The sequence below is a fragment of the Aquibium oceanicum genome, assembly GCF_001889605.1.
Lineage (GTDB): Bacteria > Pseudomonadota > Alphaproteobacteria > Rhizobiales > Rhizobiaceae > Aquibium > Aquibium oceanicum.
Genome location: NZ_CP018171.1, coordinates 342,860 through 363,863, shown reverse-complemented (window position 1 = coordinate 363,863; position 21,004 = coordinate 342,860). Strand labels below are relative to the sequence as shown.

General features: G+C 66.5%; 21 protein-coding genes and 1 pseudogene. 12 read left to right on the top strand and 10 right to left on the bottom strand.

Features of this window, described 5'->3' with window-relative positions:
• Window positions 1-44 precede the first annotated feature (44 nt).
• The 3 genes from BSQ44_RS01830 to BSQ44_RS27380 are packed head-to-tail and all read right to left on the bottom strand — an operon-like array spanning window position 45 to window position 5,804.
• Window positions 45-3,413: an error-prone DNA polymerase gene (locus BSQ44_RS01830; RefSeq protein WP_072601670.1), complete on the bottom strand. Its 3,369-nt coding sequence runs from the start codon at window positions 3,411-3,413 to the stop codon at window positions 45-47.
• Window positions 3,410-4,864: a Y-family DNA polymerase gene (locus BSQ44_RS01825; RefSeq protein WP_072607794.1), complete on the bottom strand. Its 1,455-nt coding sequence runs from the start codon at window positions 4,862-4,864 to the stop codon at window positions 3,410-3,412. The genes BSQ44_RS01830 and BSQ44_RS01825 overlap by 4 nt, the downstream gene beginning before the upstream one ends.
• Window positions 4,806-5,804 (bottom strand): ImuA family protein, encoded by a 999-nt coding sequence (locus BSQ44_RS27380; RefSeq protein WP_072601669.1) that lies wholly within the window; start codon window positions 5,802-5,804, stop codon window positions 4,806-4,808. Before BSQ44_RS27380 ends, BSQ44_RS01825 begins: the two co-directional genes overlap by 59 nt.
• A gap of 179 nt (window positions 5,805-5,983) precedes the next feature.
• Between BSQ44_RS27380 and BSQ44_RS01815 the strand changes: the two genes are divergently transcribed.
• Window positions 5,984-6,406 (top strand): metallopeptidase family protein, encoded by a 423-nt coding sequence (locus BSQ44_RS01815; RefSeq protein WP_072601668.1) that lies wholly within the window; start codon window positions 5,984-5,986, stop codon window positions 6,404-6,406.
• Between the two features lie 22 nt (window positions 6,407-6,428).
• Here the strand turns inward: BSQ44_RS01815 and BSQ44_RS01810 are convergent, their stop codons facing one another.
• Window positions 6,429-6,635, bottom strand: coding sequence for a DUF1737 domain-containing protein (locus BSQ44_RS01810; protein ID WP_072601667.1), 207 nt, complete (start codon window positions 6,633-6,635; stop codon window positions 6,429-6,431).
• Window position 6,636: 1 nt separating this feature from the next.
• Entirely contained in the window at window positions 6,637-7,518 is an 882-nt protein-coding gene (locus BSQ44_RS01805; RefSeq protein ID WP_072601666.1) for an HpcH/HpaI aldolase/citrate lyase family protein, read from the bottom strand.
• Window positions 7,519-7,615: 97 nt separating this feature from the next.
• On the opposite strand from BSQ44_RS01805, the gene BSQ44_RS01800 reads away from it, so the two are divergent.
• From BSQ44_RS01800 to leuB, 6 genes are all read left to right on the top strand, one after another.
• Window positions 7,616-8,785, top strand: coding sequence for an NAD(P)/FAD-dependent oxidoreductase (locus tag BSQ44_RS01800; protein ID WP_072601665.1), 1,170 nt, complete (start codon window positions 7,616-7,618; stop codon window positions 8,783-8,785).
• 200 nt (window positions 8,786-8,985) lie between these two features.
• Window positions 8,986-9,456 carry a glyoxalase superfamily protein gene (locus tag BSQ44_RS01795; protein ID WP_072601664.1) on the top strand — a complete coding sequence of 157 codons (471 nt, stop codon included), beginning with the start codon at window positions 8,986-8,988 and terminating at the stop codon, window positions 9,454-9,456.
• A 111-nt stretch (window positions 9,457-9,567) separates the two neighbouring features.
• Window positions 9,568-10,173, top strand: a complete 606-nt coding sequence (gene leuD, locus BSQ44_RS01790) for a 3-isopropylmalate dehydratase small subunit (protein WP_072601663.1) — start codon at window positions 9,568-9,570, stop codon at window positions 10,171-10,173.
• A 13-nt stretch (window positions 10,174-10,186) separates the two neighbouring features.
• Window positions 10,187-10,423: a DUF2798 domain-containing protein gene (locus BSQ44_RS01785; protein ID WP_072601662.1), complete on the top strand. Its 237-nt coding sequence runs from the start codon at window positions 10,187-10,189 to the stop codon at window positions 10,421-10,423.
• A 69-nt stretch (window positions 10,424-10,492) separates the two neighbouring features.
• Window positions 10,493-11,314 carry a hypothetical protein gene (locus BSQ44_RS01780; RefSeq protein WP_072601661.1) on the top strand — a complete coding sequence of 274 codons (822 nt, stop codon included), beginning with the start codon at window positions 10,493-10,495 and terminating at the stop codon, window positions 11,312-11,314.
• Between the two features lie 174 nt (window positions 11,315-11,488).
• Entirely contained in the window at window positions 11,489-12,601 is a 1,113-nt protein-coding gene (gene leuB / locus BSQ44_RS01775) for a 3-isopropylmalate dehydrogenase (protein ID WP_072601660.1), read from the top strand.
• A gap of 14 nt (window positions 12,602-12,615) precedes the next feature.
• Here leuB and BSQ44_RS01770 read toward each other — a convergent pair whose 3' ends face one another.
• From BSQ44_RS01770 to BSQ44_RS01760, 3 genes are all read right to left on the bottom strand, one after another.
• The gene (locus BSQ44_RS01770) at window positions 12,616-13,311 is read right to left on the bottom strand and encodes a DUF805 domain-containing protein (RefSeq protein ID WP_072601659.1); all 696 of its coding nucleotides are present in this window, start codon (window positions 13,309-13,311) and stop codon (window positions 12,616-12,618) included.
• A 74-nt stretch (window positions 13,312-13,385) separates the two neighbouring features.
• A complete protein-coding gene (locus BSQ44_RS01765) occupies window positions 13,386-13,871 on the bottom strand; it encodes a hypothetical protein (RefSeq protein WP_235633322.1) in 486 nt (161 codons plus the stop codon).
• 5 nt (window positions 13,872-13,876) lie between these two features.
• Complete coding sequence (locus BSQ44_RS01760; RefSeq protein WP_072601658.1) at window positions 13,877-14,266, bottom strand: DUF6152 family protein; 390 nt, start codon at window positions 14,264-14,266, stop codon at window positions 13,877-13,879.
• 193 nt (window positions 14,267-14,459) lie between these two features.
• On the opposite strand from BSQ44_RS01760, the gene BSQ44_RS01755 reads away from it, so the two are divergent.
• From BSQ44_RS01755 to BSQ44_RS01740, 4 genes and pseudogenes are all read left to right on the top strand, one after another.
• Entirely contained in the window at window positions 14,460-14,708 is a 249-nt protein-coding gene (locus BSQ44_RS01755; protein ID WP_072601657.1) for a hypothetical protein, read from the top strand.
• A 1-nt stretch (window position 14,709) separates the two neighbouring features.
• Window positions 14,710-15,588, top strand: a pseudogene (gene pdxY / locus BSQ44_RS01750) (pyridoxal kinase PdxY); the annotation flags it as partial.
• A 33-nt stretch (window positions 15,589-15,621) separates the two neighbouring features.
• Entirely contained in the window at window positions 15,622-16,362 is a 741-nt protein-coding gene (locus BSQ44_RS01745) for a DUF429 domain-containing protein (protein ID WP_235633398.1), read from the top strand.
• 52 nt (window positions 16,363-16,414) lie between these two features.
• Complete coding sequence (locus BSQ44_RS01740) at window positions 16,415-17,059, top strand: carbonic anhydrase (protein WP_072601656.1); 645 nt, start codon at window positions 16,415-16,417, stop codon at window positions 17,057-17,059.
• A gap of 12 nt (window positions 17,060-17,071) precedes the next feature.
• Here BSQ44_RS01740 and BSQ44_RS01735 read toward each other — a convergent pair whose 3' ends face one another.
• Window positions 17,072-18,304 (bottom strand): multidrug effflux MFS transporter, encoded by a 1,233-nt coding sequence (locus BSQ44_RS01735; RefSeq protein ID WP_072601655.1) that lies wholly within the window; start codon window positions 18,302-18,304, stop codon window positions 17,072-17,074.
• Entirely contained in the window at window positions 18,301-18,777 is a 477-nt protein-coding gene (locus tag BSQ44_RS01730) for a MarR family winged helix-turn-helix transcriptional regulator (RefSeq protein WP_072601654.1), read from the bottom strand. The genes BSQ44_RS01735 and BSQ44_RS01730 overlap by 4 nt, the downstream gene beginning before the upstream one ends.
• A 124-nt stretch (window positions 18,778-18,901) precedes the next feature.
• Here BSQ44_RS01730 and BSQ44_RS01725 point away from each other — a divergent pair, with 124 nt between their 5' ends.
• Window positions 18,902-20,953, top strand: a complete 2,052-nt coding sequence (locus tag BSQ44_RS01725; RefSeq protein ID WP_072601653.1) for a M3 family metallopeptidase — start codon at window positions 18,902-18,904, stop codon at window positions 20,951-20,953.
• Window positions 20,954-21,004 lie beyond the last annotated feature (51 nt).

Sequence of the window (21,004 nt, the reverse complement as noted above, 5' to 3'; positions counted from 1 at the left end):
ATCGATGTTTCCGGCGATGCCGGTGTCGGGAGACCTGGGGGACGTCAATGGAAGTTCCTTCCCTTGGGCATCACCGCGCCGGAGCGTTTCGCCAGTTCCTGGTAGTCCTGGCGCAGGCCGGGGACTTCCTCGATGAGCTGTGCCAGGCGCGAGCCCTGTGACATCTTTTCCCGCAGTTCGACCACGGGCCGCCTGACCTCGTCGGCATTGGCGAGGCCGTCGATGAGATGTGCCTCCTCCGACAGCGTGCCGAGCCAGGCGGAAATGTCCTCGACGTGGTCGGCCACGACATGGATGACGCCAGATTCGGATTGCACCTTACCTCGAACCCTGACCAGCCGCGCGCCCAGAACCACCGAGCGGAAGCGTTCGAAGACCTTCGGCCAAACGATGACGTTGGCCACCCCGGTCTCGTCCTCGATGGTCATGAAGATGACGCCCTTGGCCGAACCCGGACGCTGGCGGACGAGCACGAGGCCGGAAACCAGCGCCCGCGTGCCGTTGCGGATGGTTTCGAGCTCGCAATTGCGCGCCACCCGTTCGGCATGGAGGCGGTCTCGCAGAAAGGCGACGGGATGCGCCTTCAAGGAAAGTGTCAGCGTGCGGTAGTCGTGGATGACGTGTTCGCCTAGCGGCATCGACGGCAAGCGCATCTCGGGCTCGTGGTCAGCGAGCGCAATACGGGGATCGTCGAGCAGGGGCAGGAAGCCGCCCGATCCGGTATCGTCAAGCGCCTGCACCGCCCACAGGGCCTCTCGGCGATCCAGGCCGAGCGAGCGGAAAGCGTCCGCCTTGGCGAGCCTGGCGATCGTGGCCTTCGCGAGCCCCGAGCGCAGCCACAGATCGCGCACGGAGTCATAACCGGCGCCTCGCCGCTCGACGAGGAGATCCATCTCGTCTTGCCGCAGGCCCTTGATCTGGCGCAGGCCGAGACGCACGGCATGGCGGGTCCTTATGACGCCGCGCATTTCGGCATGGCGGCCGGCGATGCTAGCCGGTTCGAAGGGCGCCTGCTCGAGGGTGCAGTCCCAGGAGGAATGGTTGACGTCGGGCTCGCGGAGTTCCACCCCATGCTCGCGCGCATCGCGCACCAGCTGCGAGGGCGCATAGAACCCCATGGGCTGGGAATTGAGGATCGCTGCGCAGAAGACGTCCGGATAGCGCGCCTTGAACCAGCAGGAGGCGTAGACGAGCAGTGCGAAGGAGGCGGCGTGGCTTTCGGGAAAGCCGTATTCGCCGAAACCCTCGATCTGCTTGAAGCAGCGCTCGGCGAAATCCTGCTCGTAGCCACGCGCTATCATGCCGTCGATCATCTTCTGCCGCAGCGTTCCGATCGTGCCGACACGGCGGAAGGTGGCCATGGCGCGGCGCAGCTGGTCGGCCTCGCCCGGCGTGAAACCGCCGGCGACGATGGCGATCTTCATCGCCTGTTCCTGGAACAGCGGCACGCCGAGCGTGCGGTGGAGCACTTCCTTCAGCTCGGGCCTTGGATATTCCGCTTCCTCCAGGCCCTGTCGGCGGCGCAGATAGGGATGGACCATGTCGCCCTGGATCGGCCCCGGCCGCACGATCGCCACCTCGATGACGAGATCGTAGAATTTTCTGGGCCTGAGCCGCGGCAGCATGGTCATCTGCGCCCGGCTCTCGATCTGGAAAACGCCGATCGTGTCGGCGCGGCAGATCATGTCGTAGACGTCCGGCTCTTCCTTGGGGAGCGTCGCCAGCGTCAGGTCGCGACCGTAGTGGTCCTTGAGGAGCCCGAAGGCGCGCCGCAGGCACGACAGCATGCCGAGCGCCAGGATGTCGACCTTGAGGATGCCGACCGCGTCGAGGTCGTCCTTGTCCCACTCCACCATCTTGCGCTCTTCCATCGCCGTCTTGACGATGGGCACAACCTCGTCCAGCCGGTCGCGGGTGATGACGAAGCCGCCGACATGCTGCGACAGATGGCGCGGAAAGCCCATGATCTCGTTGGAGCGCGCAATGACGTGCCGCGTCGCCGGGTCGGTCATGTCGAGGCCCGCCGCCTTTACCTCGTCCTCGCCGAGCCCGGCGGTGGACCAGCCCCAGATCGTGCCGGAAAGCGCCGACATGACGTCTTCTGAAAGCCCCAGCGCCTTGGCCGTCTCGCGCATGGCGGAGCGGCCGCGATAGGTGACCACGGAGGCGGCAAGCGCGGTCCGCTTGGCGCTGTACTTCTCGTAGATATAGGCGATCACCTCGTGGCGCCGGTCGTGCTCGAAATCGACGTCGATGTCGGGCGGCTCGTTGCGCTCCTCCGAGATGAATCGCTCGAACAAAAGGTCCATGATGTCTGGGCCGACGTCGGTGATGCCGATGCAGTAGCAGATCACCGAATTGGCGGCCGATCCGCGCCCTTGGCACAGAATGCCCTTCGAGCGGGCATGCTGGACGATGTCGTGGACGGTCAGGAAATAGCGGGCGTATTGCAGCTTCTCGACCACGGCCAGCTCGTGGCGGATGAGCGCCGCGATCCTGTCCGGGGTACCGTCGGGATAGCGCCAGGCCGCACCCTCCCAGGTGAGGCGGGCGAGTTCCTCCTGGGGCGAGGCGCCGTCGCGGGTCGGCTCGTCGGGATAGTTGTAGCGCAGGTCGTTGAGCGAGAAATCGAGCTCCCATGCGAAGCGCAGCGTTTCGGCCAGTGCCTCGGGATGCTGCCGGAACAGTCGCGCCATCTCCCATGGCGGCTTGAAGTGCCGTTCCGCATGGGCGCGCAGTTCGAAGCCGGCATCGGCCACCGGCGTGTTGAGGCGGATGGCCGTGACGAGATCCTGCAAGGGCCGCCGGCCGGGCTCGTGGTAGAGCACGTCGTTGCAGGCCATCAGCGGCAGGCCGGCGGCATCCGCCAGGGCCGCGGCCTGTTCGAGGCGCCAGCGGTCCCTGCCGGCGTAAGCGGGCGCGACCGCCACCCGCATGGCCCGGCCGAAACGGTCGCCTAGGCCGCGCAGAAGCGAAAGTTCCGCCGCTCCCTCCGCCTCCAGGCGCGGCAGGACGGCGAGCGACATGTCGTTGCCCCACTCCATCAGGCCGGGCAGCCGCAGGTCGGGGTTGCCCTTTTCGCCGAGCGCGTTGGCCTCGGTCAGCATACGGCACAGATGCCCCCAGCCCTGCCTGTTGCGGGGATAGGCGAGCACGTCCGGCGTGCCGTCGGAAAAGACGAGGCGGCAGCCGGGATGATAGGCGAGGCCCTCCTTCTCCGCCATCTTCCAGGCCCGCACGACGCCCGCGACGGTGTTGCGGTCGGCGAGCCCCAGGGCGGCGATGCCGAGGCGCCTGGCCGTCACCGCCATCTCCTCGGGGCCGGAGGCGCCGCGCAGGAAGGAGAAGTTCGACTGTACCGCGAATTCGGCATAGGCCGGCGCATCGGGCCGGGGGGAGGCCGTGGCGGTCATGCGAACAGGCCGTGCACGAACCAGCGCGGCATGACCGGTGAGCCGTCGTAAAGACCTTCTCGGCACAGCCAGAAACGCCGGCCCCTCGTATCCTCGACGCGGTAATAGTCCCGGGTCCGCTCCTCCGCCGAGGCACGCCACCATTCCGGCGCGATGCGCTCGGGACCCTCGGCGCGGGCGACGCGGTAAAGCGTGCGCCGCCAGCGGAAGGAAAAGGGCGGCCCTTCCGGCACCTCGGCCGAGGCCTCGATCGGCTCGGGGCGACCGAAGAGCCGGATCGGCCGCTCGACCGCCTCCGGAACCTGCCGTTCCCCGAGGTCGAGGGAGAGTGCCGCGTGTTCCACCGCCGGGGCGTCGGCGAAGGCGACGGTCGTCATGGCGCGCTCCGGCAAATGGCTTTCGGCCAGGACCGGCCGCCGGATCGTCTGCCGGCCCAGGCGCGCGCCGACCCGGTCGGCGAACAGGGCAAGCCTCTCTTCGTCCGCCACCCTCGCAGCCACGAGGTCGCCCTGACGGGTGTCGAAGCGGGCGCTCTCGCGCACCGAAAGCCGGACCAGATCGAAGCCGTAACCGGCGTCGATCTCGGTCGCGGAAAGTTTCTCGTGAAACAATTTGCGGATCAGGTGTGGCTCGCGCATCGGCCGCGACGTCCCGACGGCGACGCGGCTGACGTCGCCGTCGACCCGGAAGAGCGCCAGTTCCAGGAGCCGCGCTCCCTCGCCGCGCGTCTCGAGACTGCCTTTGGCCGTCACGGCCAGCAGGAAGACGAGTTCCTCGATGTCTTCCATGCGCTGCACGGGTTCGGCGAGGTTGCGCTCGACGGAGAGGGTGGCGACCGGCAGGCGCGGCGAGACGGCTTCCTCCACCCGGCCGAGCGCCTGGTCGAGGCGGGTCACCGGCATGCGGCCGAAGCGGCGCGCCAGCGGCGCGCGCGGTGCGTCGAGGATGGCGCCGACGCTGCGCAGCCCGACGCTCTCCAGCGCGGCGCACACCGTCCCGTCGAGGCGCAGGGCGGCAAGCGGCAGGCCTGCCAGAAAAGCCGCTTCCTCCCCCGGCGCGATGATCGTCGCGCCGGAAAAGCGCGCCGCGGCCCAGGCCGTCCCGGCTGTCGAGGCGATGCCGGCGCGGGCGCGAAAACCCTGTTCGGAAAGTCGTGCCAGAAGGTCTTTCAGCATCTTCCCTTCGCCGCCGAACAGATGCGTGCAGCCGGAAATGTCGAGGTAGAGTCCGTCCTCGCCGTCGATCGCCACCAGCGGCGTATAACGATCGCACCAGTCGGCGAGGCCTTCGAGCAGGCGGCGGTCGGCGGCCGGATCGGCCTCGACGATCTCGATCGCCGGATGCATGGCGCGGGCATCGGCGATCCCCATGCCTCGCTTCAGCCGGAGCGCTTCAGCCTGCTCGTCGAGGGCGGCGATCCGCTGCGCGTTCTTCTCGCGACGGCTGACGATCAGCGGCGCCCGCCGCGAAGGCGGCGTCCCGCGCCAGGAGCGGCCGAGACGCCGGCGCCAGATGCCCTCGGTGGACAGGTACGGGAACCACAGAGCCAGGTACCTCTGGCCCTCTTTTCCGGAAAGAGCGTTCATGAGAGTTCCATTCCAGTTCGAAGCTGCCGGACCGTGCCACCCGGCTCTTGCCGATCTCGACCAGGAAGGCCGGGGGACCGATCGAGCCGGCAAGCGGGCCGGCCACCGTGCGGCGCATCCCCGCAGCAGCAGGCGATACGGAAAGCCGCAGCGGAGCGGCTGTCGGTTCCGCCGTGGCCGACTGGCGGAGCAGGAAGACCGGGCGGCCGGCATCCCGGGCGCGGAAATGCAGGCGGCGGGTGGCGGTGAGGTCGACCCTGTTCGGGTTGCCGCGCAGTTCCAGAAGCACGGCGCCGAGCGTGGACAGGCGCGCCGCCTCCTCCGCCACCCAGAGCGCGTCGGCGAGTTTCGGCGTCTCGCAGGTCAGCAGGTTTTCCGGCGTAATCCCGAACAGGTCGAGCAGTCCGGGCGCATACGGGAAACCAGCCTCGCAGTTGTTTTCCGAAGGCGCGATCCACAGGAGCGGCAGGTTTTTCGAAGCCGCCCCTATTGCGGTCGCGCACAGGCCGAGTGCAAAGCCCGTCACCGCGCCCGCGTCGCGCATTTCGGCACCGTGGATTTCCGTCAGCGCGGCGCGCGGAATGCCTCCGCCCAGCGCGGCGTCGAAATCCGGGTCGCCGGTGGCGATCAGGCCGCCGGTCAGCGCCGGATGGCGAAGCGGGCTTCCGCCTTCGCGCAGCACCACCCCCTCCGGCGCGATGCCGACTTCGTCCGGCGACAGGGTGTCGGCGGGCGCGCCCTCGATCTTCGCGATTTTCCGTCGCAAGGCAAAAAGGGTGCCCCGCGCCGCGGCGGAGGTCGCCATGGCCCTGCTTCCTGCATTTCTGTTCCTGTTATGTTCTTATGGATTCCAGAGGCCCGCGAAAGAGTCAAGCGGAGTCTCGGAGAATTTATTCCTCTAGTCCCGTGAGCGGACCGCCATCGGGCCCCGGCCCTCTCGCAAGCGGGACCGCAAAAGGCTATATGGCCGCAAAAGGACGACAAATGGCACGCATCTACCAGACCCGGGACTGGCACGAGCAACTCTCCCCCTCCATCGAGGAGATGGAACTGCTGGCCCTGGAAGCTTATGCCCACCTGCCGGACGAGTTCCGTAAGCTCACCGGCGAGATCGTCATCCAGATGACGGAGTTTCCCGAGGAGGAGATCATGGACGATCTCTCGCTGGAGACCCCCTTCGACCTGCTCGGCCTGTTCGAGGGCCGCGGCATCGCCGAGCGCTGGAATCCGGCGACCGGCGAGGGCCCGAACCGGGTGACGCTCTACCGCCGCGCGATCCTCGACTACTGGGCCGAGAACGAGGAGACGCTGGGCGACATCATCACCCACGTGCTGATCCACGAGATCGGCCACCATTTCGGCCTGTCCGACGACGACATGCAGAAGATCGAGGAAGCCGCTCCCTGACGACGGTGGCCCGTCCGTCCGGCTATTGCTCGGAAAGCTTCATGCCCGGCTCGTAATCCACCCCGTCGACCTCCTTCACCACCGCCTGACCGCAGCGCATGGTCTTCGTCTCCGCGTCGAAGGCGTAGGTAGGAGAGCCGTGGAGGTGCCAGCCCCTGTTCAGGGCCGCGGTGACCTTGTGGCAGAAGCTCGAATCGTCGGGGCCGGAAAGAAAACGGTAGAGCTTCACGTCAGGATCCTCGTTGCGTGGCGGCCTTGGCCAGGAGCCGCCTGGCCTGTTCCAGGTGCAAGCGCTCGACCATCCTACCGTCGATCTGGATGACGCCCTTGCCGGCATTTTCGGGCTGGTCGAAAGCCTCGGCGATGCGCTGGGCATCCGAAAGCTCCGCCTCGGAAGGCGAGAAGGCGCCCTCGGCCGACGCGATCTGGGCGGGATGAATGAGCGTCTTGCCGTCGAACCCCATGGCGCGGCCCTGGTCGCATTCCCGGGCGAAGGCCTCCAGGTCGCGAAAGTCGTTGCTGACGCCGTCGAGCGCGTCGAGCCCGCCGGCGCGCGCGGCGAGCACGATCTGCATCAGCCAGGGCATGAGAAAGCCGCGGTCCGGCGTGGCGCGGACGCCGGTCTCCTTGACGAGGTCGTTGGTGCCGGCAACCAGGCAGGCGAGCCGCGCGCCGCGGTCGCGGCCGAGTTCGGCGATGGCGCCGAGGTTCAGCATACCGCGCGGCGTTTCCACCATCGCCCAGAGGGAGAGGTCCGGCGGCGCGTCCATCGCGTCGAGCCGGTCGTTGGCGTCCAGCAGGTCGCGCGGGCCGTCCACCTTGGGCAGAAGGATCGCGTCGGGCCGGCAGGCGCAGGCAGCCTCGAGGTCCTCGACGCCCCATTCGCTGGACAGCGCGTTGATACGCACCACCAGTTCCGGACCGCCGGAGCCGCGGGATGCGAAGAAGTCGGCGAGGCGGGCGCGGGCCGCGCCCTTGGCGTCCGGCGCCACGGCGTCCTCCAGGTCGACGACGACGGCATCGCAGGCGAGCGACGCCGCCTTGGCGAGGGCCTTCTCGTTCGAGGCCGGTACGTAGAGCACCGAGCGGCGGGGGCGGTATCCTATCTGCATGACCCTACATCGCGCGGAGCGATTTGCCTTGCAAGTCCCGCCGCGATGCGGCACCTGCGCCGCTGGTCGCAGTTCCCTCGCCGCAACGGAGATCAGCTTGGCCGGCTACGACATCGTCATCATCGGCGGAGCCATCGTCGGCAGCTCCATCGCGTGGCATCTGCGCGAGGAGGGTTTTGCAGGCACCATCGCGCTCGTCGAACGCGACCCGCAGTTCGCGCGGGCGGCGACGACGCTCTCCTGCGCCTCGATCCGCCAGCAGTTCTCGATCGCGGAGAACATCCGGCTCTCGCAATACACGCTCGCCCTGTTCCGGCGCCTGAAGCAGGAATTCGGTGCTGAGGCCGACATCGCCTTCCGCGAAAAGGGATATCTCATCCTGGCTTCCGAAGAAGGCCTGCCGGTGTTGAAGGCGAGCCATGCGGTGCAGACGGCGGAAGGCGCCGACATCCTCATGGAGGACGCGGCGGCGCTGTCGCGGCGCTTCGGCTGGCTCTCGACCGAGGGGATCGCGGGCGGCGCCTGGGGCCGCTCCGGCGAAGGCTGGTTCGATGCACACGCGCTGCTGATGCTGTTCCGCAAGGCGCTGAAGGACCGGAAGATCGACATGATCCGGGCCTCCGTAACGGGACTGAATCGGCAGGGAAACCGCATCACCGCCGTGAAACTCGACAATGGCGAACGCCTCGAGGCCGGGATCGTCATGAACGCGGCCGGTCCAAACGGCGGCCGGGTAGCGGCGATGGCCGGCATCGCGTTGCCGGTCGAGCCTCGGAAACGCTCGGTCTTCGTGTTCGAGGCGCGCGAGCGCTTCGACGACATGCCTCTCCTGGTCGACCCGTCGGGCATCTACGTGCGGCCGGAGGGCTCGGTCTACATCACCGGAGGGGCCGAACCGCACGAGACGGACCGAGCGGCCGATCCCGGCGACTTCGAGCCAGACTGGCCGCTTTTCGAGGAAACCATCTGGCCGGTGCTCGCCGCCCGAATCCCGGCCTTCGAGGCGATCAAGGTCGGACGCGCCTGGGCCGGGCACTACGACTACAACACGCTCGACCAGAACGCGGTGATCGGCCAGCATCCTGAAGTGAAAAACTTCATCTTCGCCAACGGCTTCTCCGGCCACGGTCTGCAGCAGGCACCAGCGGTCGGCAGGGCGCTGGCGGAACTGATCGTGCATGGCGGCTACCGCACGATCGACTGTTCGGTCTTCGGCTACGAGAGGGTCGCTCAGGGACGGCCGTATCGCGAATTGAACGTGATCTGAGACGATCTCGTCCCGCCATTGACGCGGCGGCATGTCGCACCTATCTGTGCGCTCCGGGGCCGGAAGCCCCCGCCGTCCGCGGGCGAAAGCCAAGGTGAAGCTTCCGACAAGACATCGTTTCCCTGTCATGCGACGGCTGGAACGGCAAGGCGGACTCCCGTCATCCCGATGCCGGTCGCAAGATCGATAGGAGAACAACGATGACCATCGTCCAGACATTCGAAAATCCCGTGGAGACCTACAAGTCCCAGGCGCGGCGCCTGCGCGAGGCGCTTTCCGCCGACGGGGTCGCCATCAGCCACGGCCGCGCGCTGGAACTCGTCGCCCGGCAGAACGGCGTGCGCGACTGGAACACGCTTTCGGCACAGGCGACCATGGCCGGCCCGGCTGCGGCGATGCCGCAGAATTCGGCCGCCCCCTTCGCCGTCGGCGACCGGATCGAGGGCACCTTCAACGGCAGGCCCGCGCAGGGACACGTGTTCGGGCTGGAAGAGACGATCAAGCCCGACCTGTGGCGCGCCACCATTGCCTTCGACCCGCCGGTCGACGTGGTCACCTCGGAGCTGTTCTCGTCCAAGCGGCGCCGGGTCACCATGGTGATCGGCTCGGACGGCCGCTCGCGGCGGCTGACGGGCACCGAGACCGGTGTCATGGCGGTGCGGCGCGTCTAGAACCGGACAAATTTGAAGGGGCGGCGGCATAAGCCGCCCCTTTGATTTGAGCGAGCAAGCTGTGTAAAGCCATGCCGGAAGAAACTCAGCCGAAAGCGCGGGCATCCGAAGATGGAAAAATTCACCAAGCTGACCGGGGTCGCGGCACCCCTGCCGATCGTCAATGTCGACACCGACATGATCATCCCGAAGGATTATCTCAAGACGATCAAGCGGACGGGGCTCGGCAAGGGTCTGTTCGCCGAGATGCGGTACAACGAGGATGGCACTGAGAACCCCGACTTCGTGCTCAACAAGCCGGCCTACCGCAATGCGCAGATTCTTGTCGCCGGCGACAATTTCGGCTGCGGATCCTCGCGCGAGCACGCGCCGTGGGCGCTGCTCGATTTCGGCATCCGCTGCGTGATCTCCACCTCGTTCGCCGACATCTTCTACAACAACTGCTTCAAGAACGGCATCCTGCCGATCCAGGTCAGCCAGGAGGACCTCGACAAGCTGATGGACGACGCCTCGCGCGGGTCCAACGCCACCATTTCGGTCGATCTCGAAGCGCTGGAAATCCGGGGTCCGGACGGGGGGGTAGTCCTTTTCGAACTCGACGGGTTCCGCCGCCACTGCATGCTGAACGGCCTCGACGACATCGGCCTGACGCTGGAAAAGGCGCCCTCGATCGCCAGCTACGAGCAGAAGCTCGCCGAGACGCGTCCCTGGGCCTGAATTCCATATTGCGATGAAGCCGTTTCTTCCCCGGCGGCTCGAGCCAATCGCCTTCGGGCTGCTCCTGTCGGGCATGATGTCGTGCATCGTGTCCGGCCTCTCCACTGCCATTGCATCGGGTGTCGACGCCGGCTTCCTCATCCGATGGATGGCGGCGTGGTTCCCGTCCTGGGCCGTCGCCTTTCCGGCCGTCCTGATCGTCGCGCCGCTGGTGCGCCGCATCCTCAGGGGCATCGTCATCGAGGGGTAGCCCAGGAAGATGGTTTCTTGTCGACGGGGCTGCGCGCTAGACTGCAGCCGATCCTTCTGGAGGTTTCCGGTGTCCCTTCTTCGACGTACCCTGTCGGTGGTTCTCGTCTCGCTCCCTCTCGTGCTGCCCGCGGCGGCGCAGGACCAGGAGCCGGAGCGCATTCCCTTCGCGGATGGCGAACTGACGATCACCGAGACGCCGGACTTCGAAAAGGTGCTCGCCTTCGATGGTCGCGAACTCGCCCGCGACTATTTCGCCTTCTTCGAAAGGATCGCCGACGTCGGCGGAACCGACGTCGCATTCTTCTATATCGGACCGGGCGGCAATGCCTGCGCGCCATCGGTCGGTATGGTGTGGAAGCCCGAGGACGGCGACGTCACTCTCGAGATGACGGCGGCCGACTGCATGACGCCTCCGCCCGCCATCTCGGAATTGGCGGTGTTCTTTATTCCCCAATTGCTGCCAGGCACCGTCGCGGACGTCACCCGCTGGGCGCCTGGCGAAGGCTTTGGCCTGCAAGGCCGCATTGTCTATGCCCCGCAGCCGGGCACCTCGTGGTCGACGTTCGATGCGGCCTCGATCGGTCATCCGCTGGACATCTTCCGCAATGCCGACATCCATGCGGCCGCCGAAGACCTCCTTGGAGACGGAATGGGAACCGTTGCTGCCGGACTGGGGACCGCTGGGGAGCCGGAGATCGCGTCCGACGGCAAGCTCGTCGCGAGAGGCTGCGTTCCGCATGCCTGCGGCATCTCCGACAGTGTCGTGGTCGTGGATCCGGAGGAGCAGACGATCTATTTCGCCCAGAAGGAGGACGATCGCACCCGCTACTGGCCGGACCTGGCCGAATGGCCGGAGGCCGTTTCGGCGCTCGTTCCGAGCGATTTCTGAGGTCAGGGACCACGCAACGGCCTACCAACGTCTGCCGACCCGCGAACTCCCCTCCGGCAACGAACCTGAGCCAACAAGTGCAACCACCTTCGGAGTGCGCTGCGCGCTTGCGCCTTTGCCGCTTCGTCGCTAGCTAGACGCGGACTTTTTTCTTGTTCGGAGAGGGCGACCTTCATGTCATCGCGCAAACTGCTTCTTCTTCCCGGTGACGGCATCGGCCCCGAGGCGATGGCGGAGGTGCGCAAGCTGATCGCCGCCATGAACGACCGGCTCGGCGCCGGTTTCGAAACCGAGGAGGGGCTCGTCGGCGGCTGCGCCTACGACGCCCACGGCCAGGCGATCTCGGAAGACGACATGGCGAAGGCCATGGCCGCCGACGCGGTGCTGTTCGGCGCGGTGGGCGGGCCGAAATGGGACGCGGTGCCTTATGAAATGCGGCCCGAGGCCGGCCTGCTGCGGCTCAGGAAGGACATGGAGCTGTTCGCCAACCTTCGTCCGGCGATCTGCTATCCGGCGCTGGCGCAGTCCTCCTCGCTCAAGCCCGAAGTTGTCGAAGGGCTCGACATACTGATCATCCGCGAACTCACCGGCGGCGTCTATTTCGGCGAACCCAAGACCATCACCGACCTCGGCAACGGCCAGAAGAGGGCGATCGACACGCAGGTCTACGACACGTTCGAGATCGAGCGTATTTCGGGTGTCGCCTTCGAGTTGGCGCGCACGCGCCGCAACAAGGTCTGCTCGATGGAAAAGCGCAACGTCATGAAGTCGGGCGTGCTGTGGAACGAGGTGGTGACCGCCACCCACAAGGCGAAGTACCCGGACGTCGAGCTCTCCCACATGCTGGCCGACGCCGGCGGCATGCAGTTGGTACGCTGGCCCAAGCAGTTCGACGTGATCGTCACCGACAATTTGTTCGGCGACATGCTGTCGGACGTGGCGGCGATGCTGACGGGTTCGCTCGGCATGCTGCCGTCCGCCTCGCTTGGCGCGCCGGATGCCAAGACCGGTGCCCGCAAGGCGCTCTACGAGCCGGTGCACGGCTCGGCTCCCGACATCGCGGGCCAGGGCATCGCCAATCCGATCGCCATGATCGCCTCCTTCGCCATGTGCCTGCGCTACTCCTTCGGAATGGTGCCGGAGGCCGATCGGCTGGAGAAGGCAATCGCCGCCGTGCTCGACGACGGACTGCGCACCCGCGACATCCTGTCGGACGGCATGACCGACGTCGGCACCGGTGCCATGGGCGACGCGATCGTGGAGAAGTTCCTGGCAATGTCGGCCTGAGGTAGCCGCCGGCTTCAGGCGGCTCCGACCGGGACCGGTCCCCACCAGTTCTCGCGCTTTTGCGACGGGATCATCGCGAAGACCAGGATGATCAGGTTGCCGAAGGTCGGGATCAGGCCGAGCAGGATGAACCATCCCGACAGGCCTATGTCGTGGATTCGGCGCACCGTGACGGCGAGCGCCGGGACGATCATGGCGAGCACCACGAGGACCGCGAAGAGCGACGTGAAGACGGGCTCCTCGCTGTCGAGATTGCCGAGCGCGGCATCGATCACCACACCCGCGACTGTCACGAAGATCACCGTCAGCGCAAAGAAGAGTACGAAACCCCAGTATTCCTTCCGCCGCGCCCTGCCGCGGAAATTCGCGTAATTGCCTGAGATGCTGGTGCGAAAATAGCCGAACAGCGATTGGTCGGACAAAGGCGATGACACCACCGCTGCCTGCCCCGTCGTCGGGACGCTGGTCCCGATGGTCTGTCTCCTGGGCACGATCTCGGGTGCATCGCCAGGCTCAGCCTCCGGCCGGGCATCGAGAGAGACCACGCTGTGCGCCCGGTTCCCTGCCGTCACGAACTCGACGCGTTCTCCCTTGTCCGTCGTGGCCCGGCCGGACAGGTCGCTCCGGTCGAAATGGTAGCGGTTTCCGTCCGTGCCGCCGATGAAGCCGATGCCGCGTTCCGGATCGAAATAGAGAACTTCCCCTCGCACGTCCCGCTCCCTCGCTCGCGGCGCGAGATTCCGGTGATCGCCGCCGCGTGTCAACGGGCAGAGGCTGCCGCCGCTCAGATGAAGCCGATGAAGCGGCCGCAGAGCAGGATCGCCGGCCAGAGCGCCATCGACAGGACCGCGCAGGCTTTCGCGGCGGCCGGATAGTCTCCTGCGGTGCGCGCGCTGCGATCCAGAAGCACGAAGGCGGCCAGATTGATCGCGGCGACCAGCAGGAGGAGCATCTTCAGGCGGATAGCCGGGTTGAACGCGTACTCGCTCGCGCGGATGGCGAACATTGGCAGTCCGGTCGCCAGCGCCAGCGCGAGGGCGCCCAACGCCAGCGGGCGGAGCATTCCGGCGAACTCCCGGCGGCTACGCAATGCCGGGAGCCTTCCGAGCACGGCGAGGTCGATCATGAGAACCAGCGTGACGAGCGAGCCGATGGCAAAGATGTGCGCCGCGTTGATCACCGGATAGGCGATGAAGGAAGCCTTGAGCGCCTCCACCGGTGCAAGACGCTCAAGCCCCGTCAACAAATCCAGCAGCGGCGAACCGTCCAAGATCTTCAGGACGGGACGCGATAGGGATAGACGTCGTAAGTCTCACCCCTGACGACGATCCGGACCGCCTTCATGCGGGGCTCGGTGGATTCGCGCGAGCGATTGCCGATCGCCTTGACCTCGTCACCCACCGCTGCGACTTCTTCGGTGAAGCCCGCGGCGATCGTGCGAGAGGGCGGCGCGAGTTCGACGCGCCAGGTCTCTCCATTCACATCGACGTCCAGAGTGGCGTGCGGATTGCCGACGTAGATCCCGCTGATGGTGCCTTCGAGCTCGAAGAAGCCGTCTTCGGTCCAGGACCAGCCATGATGTGCGGCGGCGCCCCCCAACATGAGTGCCGAAGCGACGATGCCGCCCGCCATCCGCAGTGCTGCGCGGCGTGAAAAGAGTGTCATTTATTCTTCCTTTCGTTCCTGTCCTGTCCTGAAGGAAGGGCGCTGGACGGCAAGGTCAAATCACAGAGCCTTGAGACCCGAGCCCCTACGTACGGTCAAGGAACCCTTATCCGCTCCCCCAACCGTCCCGTGCGCCATTGTCTCGATCCGCCGGAACGGGCTAGAAGCATGCAGCCGGGAACCGAGGCGCGCCATGGCCGACCACAGGCGAAGAAGCGACGAGGAATCGCGACGCATTCTGGATCGCGTCGCCAAGGAATCGGATCCGTCCGGTTCCTTCGCCATGCGTGCCACCCGAAAAGTCCAGAAGCACATGCGCGCCGACGATGCCGATCAGGACGACGCGATCGAAGTCTGGGGAACGCGGATCGGGCGGGTCATCGGGGTTATTTTGCTCTTCGTCCTCGCCGGGTGGCTGATCTCCTTCTTCCTCGGCCGCTGAGATGGGTTCCGGCACGCCGGGGGCGCCTCGCTCCGTCATCGTCATTTCCAGCCATGTCGCTCGCGGGTCCGTCGGAAACAGGGCCGCCGTTTTCGCGCTTGAGACGTTGGGGCACCCCGTCTGGGCCGTGCCGACCGTGATACTGCCATGGCATCCGGGCCACGGGCGCGCGACGCGCATCGTTCCTGAGGACCAGGCCTTCGCCGCACTGCTGCGCGATCTCGAAACCGCGCCCTGGCTCGGCGAGGTCGGCGCGGTGCTGACGGGATATCTCGGAACCCCGGCGCAGGCCGAAAGTGTGGCCTCGCTGGTCGATGCGGTGAAGCGGCGCAATCCGTCCGCGCTCTACGTCTGCGATCCGGTCATCGGCGACAAGGCAGGGCTCTATGTTCCGCAGGCGCTGGCCGTCTCGATCCGCGACCACCTCCTTCCGCGCGCCGACATCGCCACGCCCAACCGCTACGAACTGGAGTGGCTGGTGGAAGCGGTGCTCGACACCACGGACGCGATTCTGGCCGCGGCAGCGTCCGCCGCTCCCCGCGAGATGCTGGTCACCTCCGCCCCGGCCACGGGACCGGAGGGGATCGCCAACCTCCTGTTGACGCCGTCGCGCGCGTTTCTTGCCGAACATCCGCTGGTGGAGAACCCGCCGAACGGCTTGGGCGACCTGACGGCGGCCGTGTTCCTGGCGCGGCTGATGGCCGGCGAAGCGCCTGGCGAGGCGCTGCGGTCCACGACCGCGTCGGTTTTCGAAATCCTGTCGCGCACCGCCGCGCGGGGCGGCGACGAGCTGCAGATCGAGACCGATGCCAAGAGCCTCGTCCGGCCGTCGACGAGAATCCGCCTGCGCGACCTCGCGCAGCCGGCGCGGGAAATCCGGCCGGTCCCGTTGCCCGACATCGAGATCGCCGGCGTGGACGGGTGCAAGGCAGGCTGGATCGCCGTCGTTTCGAGGCCGGGACGCCCGCTGGAATCCCGCATTTTCGCGCGGTTCTCGGATCTGGTCGACAGTCTGTCGAGTTCGGCGATCATCGCCGTCGACATGCCGATCGGCCTTCCCGACCGGGTGGGCCATGGCGGGCGCGGGCCGGAACGGCTGGTCAGGGAAAGACTCGGGGAGAGGCAGTCGAGCGTTTTTTCCATTCCCTCCCGCGCGGCGGTCCATGCCGAGACGGCCGAGTTCACCGATCTGGAAGCGTGGTACGACGCGCACCGGCGGGCGAGCGTCGTGGCGCGTGCCACCTCCGATCCGCCGCGCGCCATCTCGATCCAGGCCTTCGGCATCTTCTCCAAGATCCGCGAGATCGACACGCTGTTGCGGGAGCGTCCGGAAATCGCCGAGCGGGTGATCGAATCCCATCCCGAAGCCGCCTTCTGGCGCCTCAACGGCGAGAAGGAGATGGCCGAGCCGAAGAAGGTCAGGAACAGGATCCACAAGGCCGGCATGACGGAAAGGCGCGACCTCCTTTCGGCCTGTGGCATTCCATACGATTTCCTCGACGCCACACCGCCGCGTGGCTGCGGCGAAGACGATTTCCTCGACGCGGCCGCCGTGCTGCTCGTCGCGGCGCGGCGTGCGCGGGGCGAAGCGGTGCCGTTCCCCGATCCTCCGGGGCGCGATTCGCACGGACTTCCGGTCGCCATATGGACCTGAGAGGCTCATCTTGGACATTGACGAAACCAACACAGTGCCGCAAACGGTAGCCATGGACCATCTGCCTGCCGAGCTGCTTTCCGGGTATCGCAACTTCATGGGCGGTCGCTATGCGACCGAGACGACCCGCTATCGCGAGCTCGCGCGAAAGGGGCAGCAGCCGCAGACCATGGTGATCGCCTGCTGCGATTCGCGCGCCGCGCCCGAGACGATCTTCGATGCGGGTCCGGGCGAACTCTTCGTGGTCCGCAACGTCGCCAACCTCGTTCCGCCCTACGAGCCGGACGACCGCCATCACTCGACCTCCGCTGCGCTCGAATTCGCCGTCCAGAGCCTCAAGGTGAAGAACATCGTGGTTCTCGGCCACGGCCGCTGCGGCGGCATCCGCGCCGCGCTGGACCCTTCCGCCGAACCGCTGTCGCCGGGCGATTTCATCGGCAAGTGGATGAGCCTGGTGTCGCCGGCCGCCGAAACGGTTACCGGCAACAAGATGATGACGGTCGGAGAGAGGCAGACCTCGCTGGAGCGGATCTCGATCCGCTATTCCATCGCCAATCTCCGCACCTTCCCTTGTGTGAAGATACTGGAAGGCAAGGGACGCCTGTCGCTGCACGGCGCCTGGTTCGACATCTCCACCGGTGAGTTGTGGATAATGAACCGCGAGACCGGAGATTTCGAGCGGCCCGAGATCGACTGACAGGCGAAGATTTCAGCCCGAGCCTATCCGCGTCACGCCGGGTGGCTCGGGGAGCAGGCTCCATCCGATCCAGGCTGCGATTGCAATGAAGCCCATGGCGGGAATGATCGTTGCCGTCGCCACCACCGGATCACCTATCAGCGCGGCCACCGTGCCGCCCAGCAGACCGCCGCCCATCTGCATGAAGCCGGACATCGAGGACGCCGAACCGGCGATGCGGGGAAACGGCGCCACGGATGCGACCATCATCGCCGGCATGACGAAGGCGATGCCGAACGCATAGGACGCGATCGGTCCCATGACGCTCAGATACGACGGCGGGGCGATGCGCAGCAGCACCGCGATGGCGACGCCGCCGGCGCCGACGAAGGCCAGTCCGACCGGCACGAGGCGCGCCGCCGGTATCGTGCGCAGCAGGCGGCGCACGATGAGCGATCCGACGAAGAAGCTGCCCGACTGCAACAGCATGCCGACGCCGAACTGGGTCGCGGTCAGGCCGACCCGGTCGATCAGGATGAAGGGCAGCACCGTGGCGAGCGTATAGAGCGCGCCGACGGTTCCGGCGACCACGAGGCTCGACAGCATGAAATAGCCGCTGCCGAGAAGTGTCGCATAGGAGCTCACGAGTGCCCGCGGCCTGATCCGTGACAGGTCTCTGGGGACGGTTTCGCGAAGGCCGAAAGAGGACACCAGGATCACCCCCAACCCCATGGCCACCATGACCAGGAAGATCGCGTGCCAGCCGGCGAGTTCCATGATGATTCCGCCCAGCGTCGGCGACAGCGCCGGCCCGACGGCGAGGATGATGGCCTGAAGGTTCATAATGCGGGCGGCGCGGTCGTTGTGGAAGAGATCGCGGATCAGCGCGCGCGAGATGGCGATGCCGACCGCCGCGCCGGCGCCCTGGAAGAAGCGTGCCGCGATAAGAATTTCGACGTTCGGCGCAAAGAGCGCCACCACGCTCGCGGCGAGGTAGAGGGTCATGAAGGCGATGATGATCGGCTTGCGTCCGAAGCCGTCGGACATCGGCCCGCAAATCAGCTGGGAAAAGGCGAAACCGGCGAAATAGAGCGACAAGGTCAGCTTGACCGCCGCCTCCGTCGTGCCGAACGCATCGACGATTTCGGGCATGGCGGGGGTGTAGAGCGCCATCGACACGGGACCGACGGCGACCATGAAGGCGCCGATCAGCCCGACCCGGCGCTCGGTCATGAAGGTCCGGTTTTCCGGCGGAAGCACATTCATTCGCTGGTATCCACCGCGGCCGGTGCCTTGCACTTCATTCCGGTGAGGTTCTCGCGGATTTGCCTGAGGCTGGCCATCAACGCATCCCATTCCTCCGAGCGCATGGTCCGGCTCAGGTCGACGCGCAGCGAATCTCCCAGGGCGCGTAGTTCCTCCACCACCCCTTCCGCCTCCGAGGTCAGCGAGACGAGCTTGGCGCGTCGGTCGGCGGGATCGACGGTACGGCTGACAAGGCGCCGCTGTTCCAGCCGGTCGACATAGCCTGACAGCGTCATGGCCTCGACGCCCATGCGATCGGCGAGCACGTTCTGCCGGACGGCACCGATGCGCGCGATGTTCAGGAGCGTCCTGCCTTCGCCCGGGGTGACCGAGAGACCGGCTGCCGCGATGCGGCGCTCCATCTCAGCGCGGATAAGGCGCGAGAGGTCGCCGATGATGAAGCCGAAGCTGTCGCTGTCGTGTCGAGTGGGCATCTTTGTAAGGAGGGCTTATTATCAGCACTGCTTATAGAGTGGCTTCTCGTTCCGTCAAGTGCGTTGCGTGCGGCTCGAATGCGACCTACATCCCGCCTCGAACGATTTCAGAAGGTGCTCCGCTTTGCCCCAAGACGGTTCAGAACTCCTCACCGGCCCTCTGGTTCACTGGACCGGACCTCTCGGCCTGCCGGACTTCACCGCGGTCAGGGACGAGGATTTTTCCACGGCATTCGATCAGGCCTTCGCAGCGCACGAGGAAGAGATCGAGGCAATTTCCTCCCATCCCGATATGCCGACGATCGACAACACCCTTGCCGCTCTCGAACTCGCGGGGCGTCCGCTCGGACGCATCTCCGCGATCTTCTGGTTCAAGGCCGGCGCCAACACGAACGACACGATCCAGGCGCTGGAGCGCGAGATCTCGCCGAAGATGGCCCGGCACTATTCCGCGATCGCCATGAACGAACAGCTCTTCGGGCGGATCGACGACCTCTACGCGCGCCGCGCCGCGCTTGGGCTCGACCCCGAGACCGCGCGGGTGCTCGAACTCACCTGGAAGAGCTTCGTGCGTTCCGGAGCGAAGCTCGCGTCGAAGGACAAGGAACGCCTCGCCGCGATCAACCAGGAACTGGCGTCGCTCGGCGCCCGGTTCGGCCAGAACGTGCTGGCCGACGAGCGCGGCTGGGCGCTGTTCCTCGACGAAGCCGATCTCGACGGCCTGCCCGATTTCCTCCGGCGCTCGATGTCGGAAGCGGCAGCCTCTCGCGATCAGGACGGACGGTACGCCGTGACCCTGTCGCGCTCTATCATGGAGCCGTTCCTCACTTTCTCGAAGCGCCGTGACCTGCGGGAGGCCGCGTTCCGCGCCTTCGTCTCGCGCGGCGACAATGGCGGAGAAACCGACAATCGCGACATCGTGAAACAGATGCTCGCGCTGCGTACGGAGAAGGCGAAGCTTCTGGGCTACGGCTCCTATGCGGCGCTCAAGCTCGACAATACGATGGCGAAGTCGCCCGAGGCGGTCGCGAACCTGCTCGATCCGGTCTGGGACAAGGCGATCGAAAAGGTCGCCGCCGACCAGGCGGAGCTGACCCGCATCGCGGCTGCCGAGGGCCTGAACGATGCCTTGTCGCCCTGGGACTGGCGCTACTTCCAGGAAAAGCTCAGGGCCGAACGCTACGCCTTCGACGAACTCCAGCTCAAGCCCTACCTGCGCCTGGAGAACGTCATCGCGGCCTGCTTCGACGTCGCCAATCGACTGTTCGGCCTCGATTTCGAGGAAAAGCACGAGGTGCCGGCGTGGCATGCCGACGTGCGCACCTTCGAGGTGCGGAACGCCGACGGCTCGCATCGCGCGGTCTTCCTGGCCGACTATTTCAACCGCCCCTCGAAGCGCTCCGGCGCCTGGATGAGTTCGCTGCGCACCGGCTATTCGCTGGGCGAGGGCGCCACGCCGATCATCTACAACGTCATGAACTTCGCAAAGCCGCCGAAAGGCCAGCCGGCGCTGCTCTCGCTGGACGAGGCGCGCACGCTGTTCCACGAGTTCGGCCACGCGCTGCACGGCATGCTGAGCGAAGTCACCTGGCCGTCGGTGTCCGGCACCGGCGTCAGCCGCGATTTCGTCGAACTGCCCTCGCAGCTCTACGAGCACTGGCTGACGGTGCCCGAGATCCTGCAGAAGCACGCGCGCCACAGCGAGACCGGCGATGCAATGCCGAAAGACCTAATGGAGCGCATGGAGGCGGCGCGGAGCTTCGATGCCGGCTTCGCCACGGTGGAGTTCGCCGCGTCCGCGCTGATCGACATGGCATATCACTCGAGTGCCGAGGCGCCGGAGGATCCGATCGCCTTCGAACTGGAGATGCTGAGCAAGCTCAAGATGCCGGATGCCATTGCCATGCGCCACCGCACGCCCCACTTCGCGCATGTCTTCTCCGGCGACGGCTATTCGGCGGGCTATTACTCCTACATGTGGTCGGAAGTGCTGGACGCGGACGCCTTCTCCGCTTTCGAGGAGACGGGCGACCCGTTCGACCCGGAACTGGCGGGCAAGCTGCGCAAGCACATCTATTCGGCCGGCGGCTCGCGCGATCCGGAGGAACTCTACACCGCGTTCCGCGGCAAGATGCCGTCGCCCGAGGCGATGATGGCCAAGCGCGGACTGGTCTAGACCCGGCAGCCTGGCCCGGATCGCGATGTCACAGAAATTTCAGGAAAAATT

What these genes read in the sequence shown, in the direction of transcription:
- BSQ44_RS01755 (WP_072601657.1), top strand. Translation starts at nt 14,460, where the DNA reads ATGGCCGACCACAGGCGAAGAAGCGACGAGGAATCGCGACGCATTCTG.
- leuB (WP_072601660.1), top strand. Translation starts at nt 11,489, where the DNA reads ATGTCATCGCGCAAACTGCTTCTTCTTCCCGGTGACGGCATCGGCCCC.
- BSQ44_RS01815 (WP_072601668.1), top strand. Translation starts at nt 5,984, where the DNA reads ATGGCACGCATCTACCAGACCCGGGACTGGCACGAGCAACTCTCCCCC.
- BSQ44_RS01735 (WP_072601655.1), bottom strand. Translation starts at nt 18,304, where the DNA reads ATGAATGTGCTTCCGCCGGAAAACCGGACCTTCATGACCGAGCGCCGG.
- BSQ44_RS01805 (WP_072601666.1), bottom strand. Translation starts at nt 7,518, where the DNA reads ATGCAGATAGGATACCGCCCCCGCCGCTCGGTGCTCTACGTACCGGCC.
- BSQ44_RS01760 (WP_072601658.1), bottom strand. Translation starts at nt 14,266, where the DNA reads ATGACACTCTTTTCACGCCGCGCAGCACTGCGGATGGCGGGCGGCATC.
- BSQ44_RS01740 (WP_072601656.1), top strand. Translation starts at nt 16,415, where the DNA reads ATGGACCATCTGCCTGCCGAGCTGCTTTCCGGGTATCGCAACTTCATG.
- BSQ44_RS01830 (WP_072601670.1), bottom strand. Translation starts at nt 3,413, where the DNA reads ATGACCGCCACGGCCTCCCCCCGGCCCGATGCGCCGGCCTATGCCGAA.
- BSQ44_RS01785 (WP_072601662.1), top strand. Translation starts at nt 10,187, where the DNA reads ATGAAGCCGTTTCTTCCCCGGCGGCTCGAGCCAATCGCCTTCGGGCTG.
- BSQ44_RS01730 (WP_072601654.1), bottom strand. Translation starts at nt 18,777, where the DNA reads ATGCCCACTCGACACGACAGCGACAGCTTCGGCTTCATCATCGGCGAC.
- leuD (WP_072601663.1), top strand. Translation starts at nt 9,568, where the DNA reads ATGGAAAAATTCACCAAGCTGACCGGGGTCGCGGCACCCCTGCCGATC.
- BSQ44_RS01795 (WP_072601664.1), top strand. Translation starts at nt 8,986, where the DNA reads ATGACCATCGTCCAGACATTCGAAAATCCCGTGGAGACCTACAAGTCC.
- BSQ44_RS27380 (WP_072601669.1), bottom strand. Translation starts at nt 5,804, where the DNA reads ATGGCGACCTCCGCCGCGGCGCGGGGCACCCTTTTTGCCTTGCGACGG.